General features: G+C 62.2%; 25 protein-coding genes, 1 tRNA gene, 3 pseudogenes and 1 riboswitch. Of the genes and pseudogenes, 11 read left to right on the forward strand and 18 right to left on the reverse strand.

Annotated features, from left to right (window positions below):
• Window positions 1-125 precede the first annotated feature (125 nt).
• Window positions 126-1766, forward strand: coding sequence for an ABC-F family ATP-binding cassette domain-containing protein (locus tag H7A76_RS16060; RefSeq protein ID WP_185699398.1), 1641 nt, complete (start codon window positions 126-128; stop codon window positions 1764-1766).
• A gap of 77 nt (window positions 1767-1843) precedes the next feature.
• Window positions 1844-2236 carry a VOC family protein gene (locus H7A76_RS16065; RefSeq protein WP_185699399.1) on the forward strand — a complete coding sequence of 131 codons (393 nt, stop codon included), beginning with the start codon at window positions 1844-1846 and terminating at the stop codon, window positions 2234-2236.
• Window positions 2237-2257: 21 nt separating this feature from the next.
• Here H7A76_RS16065 and H7A76_RS16070 read toward each other — a convergent pair whose 3' ends face one another.
• The 5 genes from H7A76_RS16070 to H7A76_RS16090 all read right to left on the reverse strand — a co-directional run bounded on the left by H7A76_RS16070 (window position 2258) and on the right by H7A76_RS16090 (window position 4771).
• Window positions 2258-2578: a YbjQ family protein gene (locus H7A76_RS16070; protein WP_185699400.1), complete on the reverse strand. Its 321-nt coding sequence runs from the start codon at window positions 2576-2578 to the stop codon at window positions 2258-2260.
• Window positions 2579-2697: 119 nt separating this feature from the next.
• Window positions 2698-2856 carry a hypothetical protein gene (locus H7A76_RS16075; protein ID WP_185699401.1) on the reverse strand — a complete coding sequence of 53 codons (159 nt, stop codon included), beginning with the start codon at window positions 2854-2856 and terminating at the stop codon, window positions 2698-2700.
• 221 nt (window positions 2857-3077) lie between these two features.
• Entirely contained in the window at window positions 3078-3464 is a 387-nt protein-coding gene (locus H7A76_RS16080) for an MliC family protein (protein WP_185699402.1), read from the reverse strand.
• Between the two features lie 74 nt (window positions 3465-3538).
• Window positions 3539-4315 (reverse strand): APH(3') family aminoglycoside O-phosphotransferase, encoded by a 777-nt coding sequence (locus H7A76_RS16085; protein WP_185699403.1) that lies wholly within the window; start codon window positions 4313-4315, stop codon window positions 3539-3541.
• A gap of 6 nt (window positions 4316-4321) precedes the next feature.
• The gene (locus H7A76_RS16090; RefSeq protein ID WP_260497986.1) at window positions 4322-4771 is read right to left on the reverse strand and encodes a hypothetical protein; all 450 of its coding nucleotides are present in this window, start codon (window positions 4769-4771) and stop codon (window positions 4322-4324) included.
• Between the two features lie 187 nt (window positions 4772-4958).
• On the opposite strand from H7A76_RS16090, the gene H7A76_RS16095 reads away from it, so the two are divergent.
• Window positions 4959-5894 carry a hypothetical protein gene (locus tag H7A76_RS16095; RefSeq protein ID WP_185699404.1) on the forward strand — a complete coding sequence of 312 codons (936 nt, stop codon included), beginning with the start codon at window positions 4959-4961 and terminating at the stop codon, window positions 5892-5894.
• A 197-nt stretch (window positions 5895-6091) separates the two neighbouring features.
• Window positions 6092-6178 (forward strand) — tRNA-Leu (locus H7A76_RS16100).
• Between the two features lie 210 nt (window positions 6179-6388).
• Here the strand turns inward: H7A76_RS16100 and H7A76_RS32350 are convergent.
• The 3 pseudogenes from H7A76_RS32350 to H7A76_RS16105 all read right to left on the reverse strand — a co-directional run.
• Window positions 6389-6629: pseudogene (locus H7A76_RS32350) on the reverse strand (hypothetical protein).
• A gap of 129 nt (window positions 6630-6758) precedes the next feature.
• Window positions 6759-6854: pseudogene (locus H7A76_RS32615) on the reverse strand (structural protein P5); the annotation flags it as partial.
• Window positions 6855-6877: 23 nt separating this feature from the next.
• Window positions 6878-7084 (reverse strand): annotated as a pseudogene (locus H7A76_RS16105) (hypothetical protein); the annotation flags it as partial.
• A gap of 361 nt (window positions 7085-7445) precedes the next feature.
• On the opposite strand from H7A76_RS16105, the gene H7A76_RS16110 reads away from it, so the two are divergent.
• Window positions 7446-7976, forward strand: a complete 531-nt coding sequence (locus H7A76_RS16110; RefSeq protein WP_185699405.1) for a GNAT family N-acetyltransferase — start codon at window positions 7446-7448, stop codon at window positions 7974-7976.
• Window positions 7977-7995: 19 nt separating this feature from the next.
• Here H7A76_RS16110 and H7A76_RS32815 read toward each other — a convergent pair whose 3' ends face one another.
• From H7A76_RS32815 to H7A76_RS16130, 5 genes are all read right to left on the reverse strand, one after another.
• Window positions 7996-8295 (reverse strand): hypothetical protein, encoded by a 300-nt coding sequence (locus tag H7A76_RS32815; RefSeq protein ID WP_260497998.1) that lies wholly within the window; start codon window positions 8293-8295, stop codon window positions 7996-7998.
• Window positions 8296-8372: 77 nt separating this feature from the next.
• Window positions 8373-8702 carry a hypothetical protein gene (locus H7A76_RS16115; protein ID WP_185699406.1) on the reverse strand — a complete coding sequence of 110 codons (330 nt, stop codon included), beginning with the start codon at window positions 8700-8702 and terminating at the stop codon, window positions 8373-8375.
• A gap of 304 nt (window positions 8703-9006) precedes the next feature.
• A complete protein-coding gene (locus H7A76_RS16120) occupies window positions 9007-9519 on the reverse strand; it encodes an acyloxyacyl hydrolase (protein WP_185699407.1) in 513 nt (170 codons plus the stop codon).
• Between the two features lie 334 nt (window positions 9520-9853).
• Entirely contained in the window at window positions 9854-10237 is a 384-nt protein-coding gene (gene crcB, locus H7A76_RS16125) for a fluoride efflux transporter CrcB (RefSeq protein ID WP_185699408.1), read from the reverse strand.
• Between the two features lie 141 nt (window positions 10238-10378).
• Window positions 10379-10439, reverse strand: a riboswitch (Fluoride riboswitch).
• Between the two features lie 180 nt (window positions 10440-10619).
• Complete coding sequence (locus tag H7A76_RS16130) at window positions 10620-10883, reverse strand: DUF1652 domain-containing protein (RefSeq protein WP_185699409.1); 264 nt, start codon at window positions 10881-10883, stop codon at window positions 10620-10622.
• A gap of 353 nt (window positions 10884-11236) precedes the next feature.
• Between H7A76_RS16130 and H7A76_RS16135 the strand changes: the two genes are divergently transcribed.
• The gene (locus H7A76_RS16135) at window positions 11237-11725 is read left to right on the forward strand and encodes an AAA family ATPase (protein ID WP_185699410.1); all 489 of its coding nucleotides are present in this window, start codon (window positions 11237-11239) and stop codon (window positions 11723-11725) included.
• Window positions 11726-11774: 49 nt separating this feature from the next.
• On the opposite strand, the gene H7A76_RS16140 is transcribed toward H7A76_RS16135, so the two are convergent.
• Complete coding sequence (locus H7A76_RS16140; protein ID WP_185699411.1) at window positions 11775-12044, reverse strand: hypothetical protein; 270 nt, start codon at window positions 12042-12044, stop codon at window positions 11775-11777.
• A gap of 800 nt (window positions 12045-12844) precedes the next feature.
• On the opposite strand from H7A76_RS16140, the gene H7A76_RS16145 reads away from it, so the two are divergent.
• Complete coding sequence (locus H7A76_RS16145) at window positions 12845-13585, forward strand: HAD family hydrolase (RefSeq protein ID WP_185699412.1); 741 nt, start codon at window positions 12845-12847, stop codon at window positions 13583-13585.
• Between the two features lie 111 nt (window positions 13586-13696).
• Here the strand turns inward: H7A76_RS16145 and H7A76_RS16150 are convergent, their stop codons facing one another.
• Entirely contained in the window at window positions 13697-14182 is a 486-nt protein-coding gene (locus H7A76_RS16150; protein ID WP_185699413.1) for a helix-turn-helix domain-containing protein, read from the reverse strand.
• A gap of 118 nt (window positions 14183-14300) precedes the next feature.
• Here H7A76_RS16150 and fabF point away from each other — a divergent pair, with 118 nt between their 5' ends.
• Complete coding sequence (gene fabF / locus H7A76_RS16155; RefSeq protein ID WP_185699414.1) at window positions 14301-15569, forward strand: beta-ketoacyl-ACP synthase II; 1269 nt, start codon at window positions 14301-14303, stop codon at window positions 15567-15569.
• Between the two features lie 51 nt (window positions 15570-15620).
• Here the strand turns inward: fabF and H7A76_RS16160 are convergent, their stop codons facing one another.
• On the reverse strand, window positions 15621-16142 hold the full coding sequence (locus H7A76_RS16160; protein WP_185699415.1) for a hypothetical protein: 522 nt from the start codon (window positions 16140-16142) through the stop codon (window positions 15621-15623).
• A gap of 178 nt (window positions 16143-16320) precedes the next feature.
• Here H7A76_RS16160 and H7A76_RS16165 point away from each other — a divergent pair, with 178 nt between their 5' ends.
• The gene (locus tag H7A76_RS16165) at window positions 16321-16566 is read left to right on the forward strand and encodes a hypothetical protein (RefSeq protein WP_185699416.1); all 246 of its coding nucleotides are present in this window, start codon (window positions 16321-16323) and stop codon (window positions 16564-16566) included.
• Window positions 16567-16592: 26 nt separating this feature from the next.
• Here H7A76_RS16165 and H7A76_RS16170 read toward each other — a convergent pair whose 3' ends face one another.
• A complete protein-coding gene (locus H7A76_RS16170; protein WP_185699417.1) occupies window positions 16593-17057 on the reverse strand; it encodes a MerR family transcriptional regulator in 465 nt (154 codons plus the stop codon).
• A 111-nt stretch (window positions 17058-17168) separates the two neighbouring features.
• Between H7A76_RS16170 and H7A76_RS16175 the strand changes: the two genes are divergently transcribed.
• Window positions 17169-18425: an NADH:flavin oxidoreductase/NADH oxidase family protein gene (locus H7A76_RS16175; protein ID WP_185699418.1), complete on the forward strand. Its 1257-nt coding sequence runs from the start codon at window positions 17169-17171 to the stop codon at window positions 18423-18425.
• Window positions 18426-18657: 232 nt separating this feature from the next.
• Complete coding sequence (gene catB, locus H7A76_RS16180) at window positions 18658-19293, forward strand: type B chloramphenicol O-acetyltransferase (protein WP_185699419.1); 636 nt, start codon at window positions 18658-18660, stop codon at window positions 19291-19293.
• Between the two features lie 80 nt (window positions 19294-19373).
• Here the strand turns inward: catB and H7A76_RS16185 are convergent, their stop codons facing one another.
• Window positions 19374-19811: a DUF1289 domain-containing protein gene (locus H7A76_RS16185; protein ID WP_185699420.1), complete on the reverse strand. Its 438-nt coding sequence runs from the start codon at window positions 19809-19811 to the stop codon at window positions 19374-19376.
• Window positions 19812-19825: the final 14 nt, after the last annotated feature.

A 19825-nucleotide genomic window follows, 5' to 3' on the forward strand; every position in this document is an offset into this window, starting at 1 on the left:
GGCTATGCACCTTCCTACCCGTCCAAGGACGATTGCCGACGTGAACAACTAAGCCTTCCAGAAAAGTATCCGCGACGAGCCCTTCCAGGCTCGTTGGCCTGTTTGCGCATTTTTCGGAGGTGCTGATGACTCACGTCACCCGGCTGCCCGCACTGGTTTGCCTGAACCAGCTGACTTACCAATTCGCCAATGGCGAAACCCTGCTCGATACCCTGAGCCTGACGCTCGATCGCCAGCCAACGGCCATCGTCGGGCGTAACGGCATGGGCAAATCCCTGCTGCTGCGCTTGATCGCCGGTCAATTGCAACCCACTTCCGGCAGCCTCCAGCGCAATGCCCGCCTGGCCTACGTGCCCCAGGACCCACGGCCCGAACCGGGACAGAGCGTGGCCCAGGTCGCCGGGCTCTCCGAGGCCCTGGGCGCCCTGGAACGCTTGGCGGCCGGCACCGCCAGCCTGGAAGACCTGCAGCAGGTGGACGGACGCTGGGACCTGGCCGAACGCCTGCGCCAAGCCCTGGACGCCGCCGGCCTGCCAGAGATAGCGCCGGACGATCCGGCAGCGACCCTCAGCGGTGGGCAATTGACCCGGGTGGTGCTGGTCGGTGCCCTGCTCAGCGCCGCCGAGTTGCTGTTGCTCGACGAGCCCAGCAACCATCTGGATCGCAGCGGCCGACGCTGGCTCAGCGAGCAATTGCAGCAGTGGCACGGCGGGCTGATCCTGGTCAGCCACGACCGCCAGTTGCTGATGCAGGTGCAACGTATCGTCGAGCTCAGCCCCCACGGGGTGCAGGTCTACGGCGGCAACTACCAGCTGTTCCAGGCCCAGCGCGAGGCGCGGCAAGAGGCGGCTCAGGCGGCCCTGGAACATGCGCGGACCCAGCGCAGTCGCGAGCACAAGCGCCTGCAACGGGAGCACGACACCATCCAGCGCCACGCCGCGGCATCGCGTCGGTACGCCAAGACCGCCAATGTCTCGGGTTTCGAACGGGCCAAGATGCTCGGCGCCGCCCGGGACATCATGGGCAAGGTGCGCCACACCCACCAAGGGCACAAGGACAACCTGGACGCCCAGGTACGCGAGGCCTTTGCCCGCGTCGGCCCGGAACAGCCGACGCTGCTGACCCTGCCCGCCACCACCCTGCCGGCGGGCCAGAACCTGTTCAACCTGCAACAGGCGCAGTTGCCTTGGCTGGATAGCCGCGCGCCATCGTCCTACCTGACCTGCCATGTCGACGGGCCGGCACGCATCGCTCTGGTCGGCCCCAATGGCTGCGGCAAATCCACCTTGCTGAAGATGCTCGCCGGTCAGCTGCAGCCCTTGAGCGGCGAATGCCGGGTGGCGGTGGCCAGCGCCTACCTGGACCAGCACCTGGCACAGCTTGATCCCGGGAGCTCCCTGCTCGAGCAGTTGGCCAGCGTCGCTCAGCCCCTTGAGGAAAGCGCCCTGCGCACCCGCCTGGCACGGCTGCAACTGGATGCCCAGCGGGTACGGCAACCCTGCGCCCTGCTCAGCGGCGGAGAACGCTTGAAAGCCGCGCTGGCGCTGGCGCTGTGGAATGGCAACCCGGCACGCCTGCTGTTGCTCGACGAACCGACCAACCACCTGGACCTGGAGTCGGTGCAAGCCTTCGAGCGGGCCCTGCGGGATTTTCCCGGGGCCATGGTGGTGGCCTCTCATGACCAGGACTTTCTCCAGGCACTGGCCGTTACCCATACCCTGCAATGGTCGGCCCGGGGCTGGCAGCTCGAGGAGCACCGGCCATGAGCTCACGCCGTGCAGGCATTGGCGCGACTTCGTGCTAGATTCGCGCCTTCTCATCCAATGACAGGGAGCGTCAGCCCATGCAGTTCGGCTACACCATCATCTATGTCCCGCACGTGGAAGACTCCTTGCGGTTCTTCGAGCAGGCCTTCGGCTTCAAGCGCCGCTTCCTCCACGAGTCCGGCACCTACGGGGAGCTGGAGACCGGCAGCACCGCCCTGGCCTTCGCCGACCACCAGCTGGCGCAGATGAACTTCAAGGACGGCCACGTCGCCGCCCACAGTTCACGGCAGCCCCTGGGCATGGAGCTGGGCCTGGTCACCGAGGACGTCCAGGCGGCCCATGCCAGGGCCCTGGAACACGGCGCGCGGGAACTGGCCGCGCCCACCACCAAGCCGTGGGGACAGACGGTGTCCTACGTCCGTTGTCCGGATGGCACCCTGGTGGAATTGTGCACCCCGATCGGGGCTTGAGCCTGGGCGGCGCGCCGCCGGTTACTTGAGCTTGACCGCGGTGCCGGTGGCGAAGACCACCACCATGCCGCCACGTCCTGAAGGCATGCTGATCTCGAAGTCCAGGCCGACCACGGCATCGGCATCCAGCCGGCGCGCGCGATCCTTGATCTCGTCGGTGGCCTGGACCCGGGCCTCGCGCAAGGCGCGCTCGAGGGTCTGGGAACGCCCACCGAAGAAATCGCGCATGCCGGCGAACAGATCGCGGACCACGTTGATGCCCTGGACAGATTCCGAGCTGACGATATCCAGGTAAGCGGCGATCTCGCGGCCTTCGATCTGGGCGGTGGTGGTGACGATCATGGTTTTCTCCCTTGGACGAACAACCCGTCCCGATACCCCGGGACGGCGACGCCGCGATGGTACCAGAGCAGGCGACCGGCACCATGAACCAACGCCCCGCTCGATGGCGGGGCGTGGAGTCAGGGCTTCAAGGGACGTTCTTCATCCAGTTCCGACAGGCTCTTGCCGTCGTCCGGGTGCTTCCAGGTCTGCGGAGGCGGCTCCCGGTGCTCGACTTCAGGCTCCTCCGCTGCTTCGTTGCGTTCATGCTCGCCAGGGCGTTGCTGTTGCAGTGCCATGCCCACCTCTCTTCCTGAAGGGATTTGTGCTTCGCTTCGTGAGGTTAGAACAGTTACCGCTGCAACCCGCTATTTGCCGACCAAATACGAACCGGGGCCTGGATGAAACTTCTTTCATCCAGGCCCCGCTCCAGTCTCGGTATAGTCGCCTCGCTCATTCAAGCAACTAAGGTATTGGCCCGCGCTCTCCCGCGGGCATTTTTTTGCCTCAAGCGAAGCCCTTATTGAGAGACCTGCTCCTGGCAATCCTTGAGCAAGACCTGCTCCGTGGCGGTGTGGTCGGCCTCCAGGAACGACAGCACGGCCCCCTTGCCCTTGGTATGCCAGCGGAAGCTGTTCTGTTCGTCGTCCGCCACATACAGGGCCCCGGAGGCCGAGCGCGCCATGTGCATCGGAATCAGTTGGTCCTTGTAGTAGAGAGTGGCGAAGGACGTGCCGTTATCGATATTCAGGTAGGCCGCATCGATACGCACCTTGCCTTCACATTGGTAGCGTGCCACCTGGCTCTGATAAGAAGGCTCTGCAACCTGTGGCTGCGCGGCGTAGGCCAGCACCGGCAGGATCGAAGCCAGGACTGCGGCGCAGAGCGGTGCAAGACGGTGTTGCATGGTGTTTCCCCCAGACAGATAAAGACGTCCCATGGGACTGGCGGGACCATTGTTAGTTCAGCCCATCGACCGCCCTAGAACAGCTCATCCAGCTGTTCGAAGTATTCACGCCGCGCAGGCTGGTCGGGCATCGGCAGGCCGGCCAGGAACTCATCGGCAAGCTCCGGGCCGAGCTGTTCGCGCAGGTCACGGTGGACGAAGGCGATATCCAGCCAAGGATCGGCCAGGCCGCCGCGCCCGAGATCGATGAAATGCAGTTCATCGCGCCGATCGACGAAGACATTGCTGTCGCCCAGGTCGCCATGGGAGAACAGCCGCTCTTCCCGGGGCCTGTTGCCCTGCAAACGCTCCCGCAAGTCTTCGGCGCTGGCCAACCCTGGCCATTGCCCGAGGTCATACTCCACGGCGCATAGCCCGTTGGCCAGCAGATAGTCCAGCTCCGCGAGGCGCACCGCGATCCCCGAATCCAATGGACAATCCGCCACTGGCACCGCCTGCACCTGGCGTAATGCCAGCTCGAACAGCGCCAACCCCACCCGCGGCTCGCCGAGCCGCTCGGACAGCGGCACTCCAGGCACTTGGCGGGTGATCATGAACTCATGCCCATGGTCCTGCGCCACCAGCACCAGTTCGGGGACCTTCAGGCGTCCGGCCAGCCAGTCCAGGACCCGGGCCTCGCGCAATACGCTGTAGGTGGTGGGTGCGAAGATCGCCGGTGACGACTTGAGGAAGAACACTTCCCCCGCACGACGAAAGCGCTGCACCCGGCAGGGCGACTCGCCCACGGTATCGGGCACCAGTGGAGCATCGCCGATGAAGCGGGCAATGCTGGCTGGCAGTTTCATCGACATGGCGGCTTACTCATCTAGTACAGGCCCGGACTTGGATGGCGCCATGGAGCCGTTCCGGTCATGGGGCATTAGCTTCAGGTCATCGGTAAGATCGCTCGGCGCCAGCGACTTGAGCATGCTCGACACCTGATGGCGCAACAGACCCAGCTCGATATCGTCCCGGGTTCGCACCTGGGCGTAGCCGCCTCGCCTCCAGAAGCCCTGGGCCAGCAGATCGCTGACCAGGCTGGCAATCGAAATAACCGTTCTGCCATTTGCGGGTAAAACTCCAGCCCTCGGGCAGGCTGTCCTGGATCTCGTTGCGGGCTTCGTCCGGCTGCGGCGCACAACCATGCACCAGATGGAAGTAGCCCGGGTTGGCGACAAGAAGCGCTGTAGCACGGTTTCGTCGGCCAGGGTGATTGCCCTGGCGCCCAGGCCCGTCGATGCCGCCAGCGGCAGTGGTGTTTGTGACATGTTCCGCCTCCGCCCCGAATGATCCAAGTATGGTTTGCGGGCCGATCCTAGCCTGCGTGGCAGCCCGGCGACAGGCTCTACTTGTTGGAAAACTGTACCGAACGCCCCGCCTGCGACGCCCTGCGGGTTTGTTATCATCGGCCCGCCTTGAACGGCCTGCCCCTCCCCTCACCCGTGGATTTGCCCGATGTCCGATCCCCTGTCCTCTCCCGGCTACCAGCGGCTACTGGCGCTGCAGCAGCGCATTCATCAGTTCACTCAAGAGCAGGCCGCCGAGCGCGACGACGATCCCGATGACTTCAGCACGCCGCTGTGGACCAGCGACTACAACTACCTGGCCCTGGCGCCCATGCGTGGTGGCTTGCATGTGGAGTTCCATGGCGAGCTGTGGGATGAGCCCCTGGCCTGGACCCTGGAGTGCCTGGCCGAGCAACCCGTGGCCAGCGTCATCAGCTCGCTGCTGTTCTGCGGTCTCGACGCCGGCGCCAACGGCACCCGCGAATGGGAGTTCACCCCGTTGCTGGACAGCGCCGTGACCTTTACCCAGCTCAGGTCCCTGGCGATCAGCCCCACCGCCCCCGAGCACCACAACACCTCGCTGGTGCAAAAGGCCGGCAGCATGATGGAAGAAGCCGGAGAGATCGCCCGCTTCGTCGCCAAGGCGCCCTACCTCAGCGAACTGACCTTGCCCAATGCTCCCAATGGCGATTTCTTCCAGGTGGACCTGCCACATCTGGAGCTGCTGCGCATTGGCGCTGGCTCCGACACCCAGGGTTTCATCGACAACCTGGCCGCAGCGAACAACTTGCCGGGCTTATCCACCCTGGACTTCAGCGAATCCAGCGAGCTGCAGCAGACCTGGGCACCGCGACGCGAGGCGGGTGTCGTCACCGCGTTTTCCAGCTATGAAAAGCTGTTCGCCAGCCCCGCCATGGACTCGCTACGGGTACTGCGGCTGCGCAATACCTGCTTGAGCCTTGCGCAACTGCAAGCCTTGCAACAGATGCGAGCCAATTTGCAGTTCATGGTGATCCAGGCCACGACAGGCGGCTATGTGAGTCATTTCGCCCGGGAGGTATTTCCCTGGCGGCACCTGGTGCAGCCAGACCCGGGACAGCGCTGAAGCCAAACCCGTCGCAAACAAGCGTAGCCCCATGATTTATCGCGGTTTTTTTCGTGAATCCAAAGCGACGGGAGAAGCCTTTTTGGCGGTTTCGACCTTGCTTCACAAGGAGTGGATGTATATATTCCACACCCTGTTTCAAGCACTGGCTGGCGCAATGCCAACTCAAGACCCCAGTGCCGCGTTATCGCGCTACCGCCCGAATGGCGAAACTGGTAGACGCATGGGACTTAAAATCCCCCGCTCGTAAGGGCGTGCCGGTTCGATTCCGGCTTCGGGCACCATATAAATCAAGGGCTTGTGTGAGTTCATCATGCAGGCCCTTGTCGTTTTTGTTCCGCAATTTTAAATCGTGCTCCGCAATTCTCATTTCTCCGGCGTCCTGCCGACCGAACACCAGCCCCCCTCCCCTATACACCTCGTCGCCTCGACGCGAAGAAGTGCTAGTCAGGTTCCCGATATCTTTGCAGCCAAGAAATAGGAGGGAGTTTGGGCTATCGGCAGGCGCTCGAAGCTGCATTGAGTTCCGCCTCATACCCGATCCGCTGACGGCGCTCGGCCAGCAGCGCGCGCACCTTTACCTCCAGGCTGTCGGTCTTGCGCAGACCGGCAGCCAGCGACCTCCGGAGTGCGACACGGCACCTGAATCGGCATCTCGACACGCACGGCGCGCACCTCGGGCTCTCGATGGCCTGCGCAGGCTGCCAGAAGTAGGCAGGCCAGCAGCACCTGCACTTTCCCGCTACTCCTGCAGGTCCACCCTGGAGGCCGGGTAGGCCCGCCTTGAAACTGGTCGTAACCCAAGCTCTGATCGATGTTGAATGCCGAGGCAGCGCACTGATCGCCGCCGATGCACTCCTGCTGCATCCCCTTCAGCGTGGCCGGGTCCTTGATATCGATCGGGTCGGTGGTGCGCCCGCCGATGCGCTTGGCCACGGCCGAGGCGTAGGCCTGGGTGTCTCTCGTTGCTACCTGCGCAGCCTTTGCTTCTCGAAGCTCGACGATGCCCACATGACCCGGATATCTGCATCCAGTAGGTGAGCATGGTCTTCGTTGTAGATGCCGCCGGCGTTAGAGAAGATCTCGGCTTGGAGCCATTCCCACGCTTCAGGTGCTGGTGTCAGACGGAAACCGAAGTCGGAGAGATCGGACAGCTCAAGGAACGATTTTGGTGGGAGCGGCCTTTGCACTTGTCGCCCTCCAGCTTGAAACAGTGGCGTGTTGCCGGTATCTGTGAGGATCAAAGCAATATAGCTTCGCTTATTGATAGTGTTCTTATGCAGGCAAGTTTTCCGACTCACCAGCCGTATCACGACCTCACGCAGTTGCGGCTGCCCTCGAAGTCATAGCGGGCCTTGCGTCCAGCGGATCAACCGGGCTCAATCAGCTAGGAGTCCGAGCAGCTCTCGACTTATGCCGACCAGATTCAAGCAGCACTTAAAATCGAATGATCCATCCGTGCCGCACTTACCTGCGGCACACCTACTTTCATGCCCTACGGCCTGATGATGGCGGAAAGGGGCGACAATCATCCAACCCAAAGGAAAAATGATGCAATCGCTACCAATTCCACAGTCAATTGTGGGCGAGTCGCTAGAACTGCGCCCGCTAGAAGCCACTGACTTCGATTCGCTATACAGCGTCGCATCTGATCCCCTGGTCTGGGCTCAGCATCCAAGCCCAATGCGCTATCAGGAATCTGTTTTCCGCGAGTGGTTCAAGGAAGCACTTGCCTCACAATGCGCGCTCGTCGTTCTCGATCGCAGCAATAATCAGGTGGTTGGCTCTTCCCGATACTACGAATTCGACGAAGGGAAACGAGAAGTAGCTATCGGGTACACCTTCCTAGCGCGTGCCAAATGGGGCGGAGGAACCAACAAAGAGCTGAAGGACTTGATGCTGACTTACGCCTTTCAGCTGGTGGATACCGTTTGGTTCCACGTTGATAGTCAAAACATCCGGTCTCAGCGAGCCATGGAGAAAATCGGGGGCCGCCTCTCCCATCGCGCTACCAGGCAGCTCATCGATCGCACTCAAGAGTACCTCCTGTACAAGATAGAGAAGCCAAGTCACTCTGAGTGATGCAAAGGTTTATAGCGCGCTACTTGCCTCTGCGATCAATTCCACCCACTGCTTTATCACAACTAAGGCAGTGCTCGCAGTTCAGTGTCCTGCACAGCCCTCGCTGCCAGTACGTGACTATGAATATGTGCCGAACGCCGGCCAGGGCCAGGGAGGCGTAAAAGTTCGCCTCCGCCACCCACTGGGACATGATCAGTCTGTCGTTGCGCACCAGAAGCGCGTACCCGCTCAGCGCGATAGTCGCGTAGATCATCTTCCCCAGCCCCCCCTCACGGACCTTTCTGCTCAAGCAGCACCAGGTCGCCCATAGCACAATCAGTCCAGCCGATCACGTTGCAACGTGCTCCAGGATCATGTGCCACCTGCACCTATGCAGAGCCCCGCACCAATGGCGGCTTACTCAGTAGTCCCGTCGGCGCTTAGTAGATCCCAAGACATCTTGATTACGTTGCTGTACTGATTCCTGTGAAACGCAAACACCCCATTGCCTGCAGGAACCAAAAGATCGTCGTACTCCGTTCGGCTCTTAGGGATGATCAGATAATCCGTCTCTCTGGCGCTGACGGGAGGCTGAATAGCGCTGATAACTAAAGTGCTCGTGGTAGCACGAAGTGATCGCAGAATGAGACCGTTTGGATTGTCACTAGGTGCGATTAATGCCCAGGGAAGGTTTTGAAGGTTGGCGCTGAGATTTTTGAATTTCTTACCTAAGTTACGTACAGTCATTTTTCACCTGTTGAGTCGAATGATTGTTCGCGGAGAATTCCGCTTTCATGTCGCTTAAAGGCGATTGCTCGAAGCTCAGGGCTTTCACTCGATCCAAAAGTCCGGCACCAGCAGCAAGCTGGCTTCACTGCCTTGAACACGTGAAATCACTATCCCAATAAAATACTGCATATAAAAACAGTATTGATTCTAGCCCTTCCTACCGCGCATCCAATCATGTGCACTTAGGCCAAATCGGGCCGGATGGTTGACGCTACAGAAACAAAATACCCGCACAAGGCGGGTATTTTGGGAAATTGCTATTTCAGATCTGATGGCTGTAGAACAGCGAGTACGACTCGATCCCGTCGTTAGGCTGCTTGATGCCAGCGTTGGAGTAGTGAATGGCACGAATGCCGACCTTCTGAGTCTCGCCGATCTTCAGGCCAGCACCGAAGCGGTCTTCGAAGTTAAACGCCGAACCGAACTCTTGGTCACCTGCGGAGGTTCCGGAGAACACCGCTACCCCAATACCTGCCTCAACGAATGGTTTCACGTTGCCGCTACCGAACTCGTAGACGAACACCGGAGCGAAAGACAGCGAGTGCGCGCCACCGGAAGCGTCTCCAGCCTCCCAATGGGTATAGCCCGAGTCCCAGTAGCCCGTGAGACGCCCTGTACTGGACTCAAACCAACTCTTGTCCCAACCGAAACCCATACCTACCCGGGCAGTGAGGCCACCTTGGCTAGTGGCACCAATCGCACCTGACAATTCTGCCGCATTCACACCAAGGGACGCGCAGGAAAACAGTAAAGCACCCAGCAGAATTTTCTTCATTTTATGACCAATAAGTACTGATTATGAGAGGTGTAAGCAACCATCGACGGCTAAGAGGCATTGAGCCATCAAATCGTTCAATGAAATTTTCACCTGTCATTTTTAACTTATGTTTTGGCCGTTTTTACCTATGGCTGGCGCCGATTCATTGCCTTGGCGAGGATGGCCTTGAGTTCGGAGCCGAAAATCAGGCCAGCTCATCAAAATAAATCGTTAAATCCCAACAAAATCAATGTCTCTGGAAATATCCAGAGACATGATTATGTAGTTATACGATTCCGCTCTTCGAAGATAGCTTTTCATCGCCCAAGCAGTAGCACTTTGCCCGCAATTCTTATCGAGTACCGAACAACTGGAAGGATGCCAGGCCCGCCGCCGTCATCAGCAACGAGCCCACCACGTGCAGTGCCACCGAACCCAAGGCCCACAGCAGCCTGCCCTGCTGGAGCAGGGATACAGTCTCAGCGGAAAAGGTCGAGAACGTGGTCAGTCCTCCACAGAAGCCGGTGATGATCAGCAAGCGCCATTCGGGGTTCAAGGAAGGCGATGCCGCAAGGAAAGCCAGGGCCAGGCCGATGATGTAGCCCCCGGCCATGTTCGCCACCACGGTCCCCGGGGGGATGGCCGGAAACAACAGATTGAGCTTGAGGCCCAGGAACCAGCGCAGCCAGGCGCCGGTCGATGCGCCCATGGCAATGACCAGGAGTGACTTCAGCATGCTGGGCAGCCCCCCACCGAGCGGCATGGCCGATGGGGAAAGCGGGAGGTGATGCAAGAAGGGAGTGCTACTAGAGGAGTCGGTATCATGGTCCTGTCCTGGTCGGGGACAGGGCAGGCACACCTACGCACCCTGTCCAGGGTTCACGTAGGCATCATCAGCACGAAGCGGTTCAAGGAGGAATGCCATCTCCGGGGGCAAATCCTAGCGCAGGAGAAATCGCGGCTTCAAGGATCGAGCAGGGCTCCACCAGGAAGTTCGCCCAGTACAGGTGACCTCGCCATCCATGAACCGGTAAAGAGCCACACATACTGGGCGAACGGCTAAACGCTATGCCCTCGCCATGGGATGTTCAACTGTCAACAATGATCGGGCAGGCAAGTCAGCCGCCAGGACAGCCGAAGCCGCCGGCGAAAGCCCGCCGCCCTGCTCGCAGCTCGGTACGCAATTCGCCGATCAGGTTGGAAACATCCCTCACGCTGGTGAGCTGCGCGGTGCAAACGCCTGGGAGCAGCAAGTCCACCCGGCCGGATGCCGCCTCATAGATCTTGATGGTCAGCGATCCGTCAGGATTGACATGGCAGGCGCAGGAAAGCGGGAGGAAGCCGGATTCCAATATGCGGCACAGCTCATGGGTCGAGAGCATGGCATCCTAGCCTATGTGGTGTTCATGGGGATTTTTCCGATTCAGCATAGGCGAGCATGCGCCTTGTGTATCGGAAAAAACACACCCGGGTGTTAACTGCATCGCAGTTCCTGAAAATGGCCGACCATGAGCTGGCCGCCACGGCGTTGCTGCTGACAGCCCCGGCGGTTTCCCTGGGCATGGTTTCGCCAACTGTGTATGTTCGCTCCATGAACCGACTTCTTCAGCCCTGCCGCCCAGCGATTATTACCCTCCCCTAGAGGGTGGGCCAGCGGCTGTCCAAACCGCATCAACCCGCCTCGGAGGCGGGGTTCATGACCGCTCTTGCGAGGCTTCAAGCAAGGAGACGAAGCATGAACCCTCCATCCAACCCGGTCTTGCACCTGCTATGCGGCAAGATCGCCTCGGGCAAATCGACACTCGCCCGACAACTGGCCCAGGCCCCGGGCTGCGTGCTGATCTGCGAGGACCTGTGGCTGGCCCGGTTGTATCCGCAGATGATCCACTGCGTCGCGGACTATCAACTCCATGCCCGGCGCCTGGGCGAGGCCCTGGGGCCGCTGGTCGTCGCCATGTTGCAGGCGGGCACCAGCGTGGTGCTGGACTTTCCCGCCAATACGCTGGCCCAGCGCGCGTGGCTGCGCAGCCTGGCGGACCAGGCACAGGTTCCCCATCGCCTGCATGTGCTGGATGTCGTCGAGGATGTCTGTCGCAGCAGGCTGCGTGAGCGCAACAACCAAGGCGAGCACCCGTTCGCCACCAGCGACGAACAGTTCGAGCTGATCTGCAGTTACTTCGTCGCGCCCCAGGCAGCGGAAGGGTTGAATATCGTCGAGGCTTGAGCCGGCAGGCCGTGTCCGCAGCGACCAGGGCGGTCGCTGCGTTGCAGGCTCAATAGGAATGGCCGAACCGCCTGGCATAGTGGTCTTCCAGGCCACGGCATTCATCCGCAGGTAGGGTGGCATCGACCACAGGCTTGGTCGAAGACAGGTTCTGCCGGCGGCAGTGCAGGATCTCTTCCTGGGCTCGGGCCCGCTCCCTGTCGACCTCGATGTTGAAGCGGATAATGCACGCCCCGAGGATCACGGCGATGCCCATCAGGGACAAGGCCAGTACCCTGAATCCGTCGTTGTCGGCCCTTTCATCCTCGTCCCGGATCATCAGCGTCCCATCGCACGCATACGCCCTCCTACTCAGGCTGCGTACTGTAGCAGCTCTGGGAACAGGCACGGGAACGGCGAGGCAAATCATCAAAAGGACAGGGGCACCGGGCCAAGAGGCGCATGCGGCAAGTCCCTGGCGCGATTGGCCTGGGCAAATCACAGGCAAAAAAAAGCCCAAGCAGCTGATGGACACTTGGGACTAAAAATGCATAAACCGTGGTAGGTGAACGCGGAGCTATAGTAACGGGTTGGTACATTCTGTAACAAGTTATTTTTTGAAAAAACGTAAATAAAAGCACTTAAACATTTAAATATCCACAATTTTTTTAAGTCATTAATTTTCAAAGACTTACCTCTCCGGCATTGGCCACCCTTTCTTTCAGCAACGCTACGCAGGGCTCCAGCCCCGGAGTTCGGGTAGACGAAAATGCGTTGAAAATTCACACAATCGCAACAGACAGACCCCTGGAGCCCCCTTACATTGCCGGCACTCGCCTGAATGGAATGTGTTCGCATGAACGATTTTCTCGACACTCTGCCCCTGCTGCTCTGCCTGACCACCTTCGCCTGGTGCTGCTGGGGATAGTCCCCGCAAACCCCGTCAATCGGCCCCACTACCCTCCCCGCTACGCCTCCACCCACGCTCCCGCCAAACATCGTCCTGCACCCGAACCGCTCTCGCGCCGATAACGCCCTGCCGGGCAGGCGAAAGTGAACCCGACGACGCAGAACGCGTAGACTGCACGAATGACCACCGCACCGGTCCCCCGCCAACGTCCGCACCGATCGAGAACCAGCATGTCGTCCCCAGCCGATCCCATCCCAACGCTCGCCACCAGCCCCGCCGGCCACTCCCCGGAGCCCGAGCAGCCCGGGTCACCGCTAACCCCGGAAACCCTGGTACTCGACCCTCGGGCCTGCCAGGTACTCTCGGTCTTCGACTTCGATGGCACCCTGACCCGCCATGACAGCTTCGTGCCCTTCTTGCGCTTCGCCTTCGGCCCCCGCCGATTCCATCAGCGGGTGCTCAAGCTGGCCCTGCCCAGCCTGGGTTTCCTGGCGCGCAGGGTCGATCGCGACCAACTCAAGGCCCGCCTGATCAGTTGCTTTCTCAAGGGAGTCGAGGCCGCGTGGGTCCAACAGCAGGCCGAGGCGTTCTGCCAGCGCTCCTGGTCCCGGCTAATGCGTCCGGCGGGGCTGCAGGCGGTAGCCGAAGAGATCGATTCCGGAGCCCGAGTGACCCTGTGCTCGGCCTCCCCCGCCCTGGTCCTGCAACCCTTCGCCCGGCGCCTGGGCATCGCCCTGATCGGCACCGAACTGGAGGTCGTCGATGGCGTGCTGACCGGCCATATAGTCGGTAACAACTGCCGATGCGAAAACAAGGTGCTGCGCCTGGAGAACGTCTATGGTCCGCTGGACCAGTATCGGCTACGCGCCTGGGGCGACACCCGGGGCGATCATGAACTGCTGGCCGCCGCCCAAGACGCCCATTGGCGTCACTTCCATCCCGCCTGGCGCCGCGGGCAAGCGCCACGCTGAACCTTGCGCGAAGGGCCAGATGGGCCAGGCGCCGGACACCGGCGACTGGCCCCCGCTGGAGCAGAACAAACCGGGTGAAACCCCGCTATTGCCGCTGCAAGCCGAGCGCTCTCAGTCGGCCCGGACGCGGAAGCGCTCGCGCATGCTAGCGCTGGCGGCCGGCCCGACCTGCACCGTGCAGTCCTGCAGGGGCACCAGCTGGCGCCGCTGCACATCCATCATCGCGGGCTGTACCGGCCGGCCGGTTGCCCGCTCGACAATCTGCACACTTTCGCCCTCGGGGGCGAAGTGGCGATTGCCCCAGGCGACGAACGCCATCAGCACCACACGAAAGTCCTCGCCCTTGGCCGTTGGCACGTATTGATAGCGCAGCGGGCGCTGGCTGTAGGCCTGGCGCTCCAGCAAGCCCGCCTCCACCAGGGAGTTGAGGCGCCGGGTCAGCATGTTCGGGGCGATATCCAGGCTGCGGGAGAACTCGTCAAAACGCCGCAGGCCGTGCAAGGCGTCGCGCATGATCAGGATGCTCCACCACTCCCCGACCCGTTCCAGTCCACGGGCGATCGGACATTCGGCGTCCTCCAGGCTTTTTCGTTGCATCACTTGCTCCCGCGCTACGGCTCGAAATATTGTCGAGTCAGATGTTACTTTCATGATGATAGTATCGTCCACGCTTCGTTACCCCCCAACCCAAACACACTTAAGGAGCAGGACCTGCATGAGCAAACGCATCGTAGTCACAGGTATGGGCGCAATCACTCCGCTGGGCTGCGGGGTCGAGCAGGTATGGCAGCGCCTGCTGGCGGGACAATCGGGCATCCGCCAGTTGCCCGAGGAGTTCATCGGCGGACTGTCCACCACCGTGGGCGGCCAGGTTCCCGACATGACACAGGATCCGCAGGCGGGTTTCGATCCGGACTCACTGCTACCGCCCAAGGAACAGCGCAAGATGGACCGCTTCATCCTGTTCGCCCTGGCCGCGGCGGAAGAAGCGCTGGCCCAGGCCAATTGGCGGCCGGACAGCGCTGCGGCCCAAGAGCGCACGGCCACCATCATCGCCTCGGGGGTCGGCGGCTTCCCGGCCATCGCCGATGCCGTGCGCACCACTGACAGCAAGGGCCCGCGGCGCCTGTCGCCCTTCACCATTCCTTCGTTCCTGTGCAACCTGGCGGCCGGCCACGTCTCGATCCGCCATGGCCTCAAGGGCCCCCTGGGCACGCCGGTCACCGCTTGCGCCGCCGGGGTCCAGGCCATCGGCGATGCGGCACGGATGATCCGCGCGGGCGAGATCGATATCGCCGTCTGCGGCGGCGCGGAAGCCACGATCCACCAGGTCAGCCTGGGTGGCTTCGCTGCGGCCCGGGCACTGTCCAGCGACTACAACGACATCCCGGAACGCGCCTCGCGGCCCTTCGACCAGGGCCGTGACGGTTTCGTCATGGGCGAAGGCGCCGGCTTGCTGGTCATCGAGGAACTGGAGCACGCCCTGGCCCGGGGCGCCCGGCCCATCGCCGAGTTGGTGGGGTATGGCACCAGCGCCGACGCCTACCACATGACCGCCGGCCCGGAGGATGGCGACGGCGCCCGACGCGCCATGGAGCAAGCCCTGCGCCAGGCGGGCGTGTCGCCAAAGGAGGTCCAGCACCTCAACGCCCATGCCACCTCCACACCGGTGGGCGACAAGGGCGAGCTGGCGGCCATCAGGCAGCTGTTCGGCACTGGCAATGGCCCGGCCATCAGTGCGACCAAGTCCGCCACCGGCCATCTGCTGGGCGCGGCCGGGGGGATCGAGGCCATCTTCACCATCCTCGCCCTGCGCGACCAGGTCGCCCCGGCGACGCTCAACCTGGAGAATCCCGACAGCGCCGCTGATGGCATGGACCTGGTGCACGGCCAGGCGCGGAAGATGCCCATGCAGTACGCGTTGTCCAACGGCTTCGGCTTTGGCGGGGTGAATGCCAGCGTGCTGTTCAAGCGCTGGGAGTGATCCCCAGCGCGATATCGCGCCAGCGCTACCGGCCCGCCTGGCCACGCCGGATCAGCACCCGGGCAGCAAGTCGGGCCGGTAGTCGCAGTGGATCTGCAGGCTTTCCGTGTGATTGCGGTGGATCTGGAAACCATGGCGCACCAGCGCGCGCCTGACCTCGTCCACCAGCGTGCCATGGCGGGCCTTGCGCAGCTCCTGGCGAGCTGGCGAGGTGAACACCCCCAAAGGCAGGAAGCGCAGGCGCTTGCCAGCGAGAATGATCGATACATCGACATGGGTGCCGTCCACATCGTGGCCATTGGCGCCGAAGATGTCCTGCACCTCGTCCTGGCGCCCCGGGTAGCAGCAGACGAACAAGCGGATGCCCAACCAGCGCGACAACCTGCGGAACCCTCCCAGCCCACTGCCTTTATGCTCATACCCCCGGGTCACCAGCAAGCGCACGGTATCCGGCAGGCTCGACTGGACCTTGCGCAACTGCTGGAAGACCTGGCCGTCCAACTGCACTGTCGACGAGGGCCAGCGTGGCCCGATCTGCAACCCCTGGTGGTTGCCCCTGGTAAGAATCAGCATGGAAATAAACCCTGGTGGTTTGCGCGGGGGCAATACTACCCATGCCGGCGCCACCCGAGTCGAAAATCCTCCCGCTCTTCAGGTTCTTGTCAGCCCCCGGTGACAGGCCACAGGCCGTTTCGGTATGCTATTGATGGCTTATAGCCATCACCATAAGAACAGTGACCACGGGTGCTGCATGTACGATTTAACGAATCTGGTCATTGTCGATAAGAGCTACGGCTTGACCGTCCTGCAGGTCACTGCGGACCTGGTCGCCGGCGCGCTGGAAGAACTACTGGCCAACTGCGCGGGCAACGCCAATATCACTCAGAAGCTGGACTACTCGATCCTCAGTCTCTACCAGGACAAGCTCGAGGTGGCCATGCGCAACATGAGCCTTCCCGCCCTGCCCATGGGCTCGCCAGCCGAGAGCCTCGACTGATCCGGACTTGAGCCGCCAATGGCGCTTCAGCGGCCTTGCTTCTGACGCCGCCGGCCACTGGCCGCCGCCGGCCCCTGCCCTTCGTTTTCCCGCCACTGGGCCAGCAGGCGCTGAGCATTCTCCTCGCAGCCCAGGCCTTCGGGCTTGCCTTCGATACCGGCGATCAGGGTCAGCAGATGCTGGCGATTCTGCGCCAGGCGCTGCTGCAGGGCTTCGATCTCCGCCACCTTGCTGCGCAGGCTGAGCAGCAGTCGGTCATGCTGGAAGCGCCCATCGCTCCGGGTGGACTCCAGGGTCAGGGTGCGCATCTCCTCCAGGCTGAAGCCCGCCTGCTGCCCGCAGGTAATGATCTCCAGGCGCTGCACCACATCTTCCGGGTAGTCGCGGTAGCCATTGCCCAGGCGCTGGGCCTCGATCAGGCCGCTGGCCTCGTAGAATCGCAAGCGCGATGCACTCAATCCCGTACGTCGGGCTAGTTCACCAATTTTCATCAGGTTGCAAACCTCCTATTGACCTTAAGGATAACTTTAACCTTAGCCTTCTTCGCAACACAGCCCCCTCCTGTATACAAACCGACGCACGGGCTGTACCTGGAGAACCCCATGACTGCTTTCCAATCCCTGCGTTTACCCAACGGCACCCTGCTGCCCAACCGTATCGCCAAGGCGGCGATGGAGGAAAACCTGGCCAATCTCGACCAGACCCCTTCCGAGCAGTTGCTGCGCTTGTACAAGGCCTGGGCCGAAGGCGGGGCCGGCCTGTTGCTGACCGGCAACGTGATGGTCGATCCCCGGGCCATGACCGGCCCCGGCGGCGTGATGCTCGACGACAGCCAGCAATTGCAGCGCTTTCGCGAGTGGGCGCGAATCGGCCGGGCCCACGGCGCGCAATTCTGGATGCAGATCAACCACCCCGGTCGCCAGATGCAGGCCAGCCTCGGCCAGGCCACCGTGGCCCCCTCGGCAGTCGCCCTGGACATGGGCGGCCTGTCGAAGATGTTCCCCGTGCCAAAGGCCCTGGATGAAGCCGAGATTGCCGCCCTGATCCGGCGTTTCGCCCGCACCGCGGCCCTGGCCGAGCAAGCCGGTTTCAACGGCGTGCAGATCCACGCTGCCCACGGCTACCTGCTGAGCCAGTTTCTTTCGCCCCTGAGCAACCAGCGCCAGGACCGCTGGGGCGGTAGTTTGGAGAATCGCGCCAGGCTGCTGCTGGAGGTGGTAAAGGCCGTACGGGCCAGCGTCTCGCCGCGTTTTTGCGTGGCAGTCAAGCTCAACTCCGCGGATTTCCAGCGCGGCGGCTTCGAGCCTGCCGACGCGCGCCAGGTCGTACTCTGGCTCAACGAACTGCCGGTGGACCTGGTGGAACTGTCCGGTGGCAGCTACGAGGCGCCAGCCATGCAAGGCGATGCCCGCGACGGCCGGACCCTGGCCCGGGAGGCCTATTTTCTCGAGTTCGCCCAGGAAATCGCCGCCGTGGCCCGGATGCCGGTGATGGTCACCGGTGGCATCCGCCGCCTGCCAGTGGTGGAGCAAGTGCTGGACAGCGGAGTGGCCATGGCCGGCATCGCCACCGCCCTGGCCGTGGACCCGGACTTGCCCCGGCGCTGGAAGAACGGCGACAGCAAGGCCAGCGCCGAGTTGCCGCCGATCCGCTGGAAGCGCAAGGCCCTGGCCGCCCTCGCCTACATGGCGTTGGTGAAACTGCAGATGCGCCAGTTGGCCGGCGGCCATTCCACCAGGCCCGGCGCCTCGCCACTGCGGGCATTGCTGGCGGAGCAGTGGAGCACCCTGCGCCGCACCCGCCAGTACCGGCGCATGATGCAAGGCCGCAACGACCAGGCAAGCACCGCAACGGCCTGAACCCCTTGCCGCCACCCGGAGCCATTTCCGGGTGGCCCCCTTCCGGCGACATCTACCGAGCCACCTGGGGCCGGCCACAAGTCAAAACCTTGCACCAACAGGCTCTGCGGCGCAGCCCAGACGGATCTGGCATGATGCCCCCGCAAGACCTGCATCCCGAGAGGCCCTGCGCCTTCTCGCCGAAGTACCGCGCGCTTGCAAGACAGCGGCGGTCAGCCACATGGAGAGCGTTTTGAGCAATTACTTCGAGAGCCCCTTCAAGGGCATCACCCTGGACCGTCAGGTCACCAACCCCAACATCAAGGTAGGCCGCTACAGCTATTACTCCGGTTACTACCACGGCCACAGTTTCGACGAATGCGCACGCTACCTGCCCCCCGACGAGGGCGTCGACCAGTTGATCGTCGGCAGCTTCTGCTCGATCGGCTCGGGCGCCGCATTCATCATGGCCGGCAACCAGGGCCACCGGAACGAATGGGTCAGCACCTTCCCCTTCTATTGGATGTCGGAAGAGCCAGCCTTCGCCGGAGCGCAGAACGGCTATGAGGGAGCCGGCGATACGGTCATCGGCAACGATGTCTGGATAGGTTCCGAGGCAGTCATCATGCCGGGCATCAAGGTCGGCGACGGCGCGGTGATCGGCACTCGCGCCCTGGTGACCCGGGATGTGGAACCCTACGCCATCATCGGCGGCAACCCGGCCAAGACCATCCGCAAGCGCTTCGACGAACGAGCCGTGCAGATGCTCCTGGAAATGAAATGGTGGGACTGGCCCATCGACCAGTTGCAAGCCGTGATGCCACTGATGACCAGCGGCAATATCGAGGCCCTGTACCAACATTGGCAGGCCGCCAGCCAGCCTGCCTAGTTAGCTCATCGAGCCCTGGCCCGCTGGCGAGCGACCTGCCGGTCCCACGGGCACCCTGCCCGCAAGCGGTGCCGGGCGAATCAGCCACCGGCCTGGTAGCTGGCCAGGGACAAGGCAAAGAACTCGCTGTCGATCACATCCCGCAACTCCACCAGCAACAAGCCCTGGTAGGCCGGCAGGACGCGGATGCCGAACGCCTCGATATTGCTGATCACCACCGCACCGCGCCGGATGATCTGGTAGGCACAATAGGGGATCGAATCCTCCGCGGAGCAGTTCATCTTCCTGGAACGCACTTCGAAGGCCAGCCGCTCGGGATCGAAGATCTCGCACTTGTCGTGCATCACCCGGTTCAAGAGCTTGTCGAAGCGCCGCAGGATCGCCTGCTTCTGTGGCTCATCGTAGGTGTTCCACTGGATCACTTCATATGCGAAGCGCTTGCATCCGCGGCAGACCACATCGCCATAGACGGTCGAGCAGAGCCCTATGCAGGGGGTCTTGATCTTTTCGAACAACATGAACCACTCCCGAA

It is taken from the genome of Pseudomonas sp. MSSRFD41, assembly GCF_014230245.1.
Classification (GTDB): Bacteria; Pseudomonadota; Gammaproteobacteria; order Pseudomonadales; family Pseudomonadaceae; genus Aquipseudomonas; species Aquipseudomonas piscis.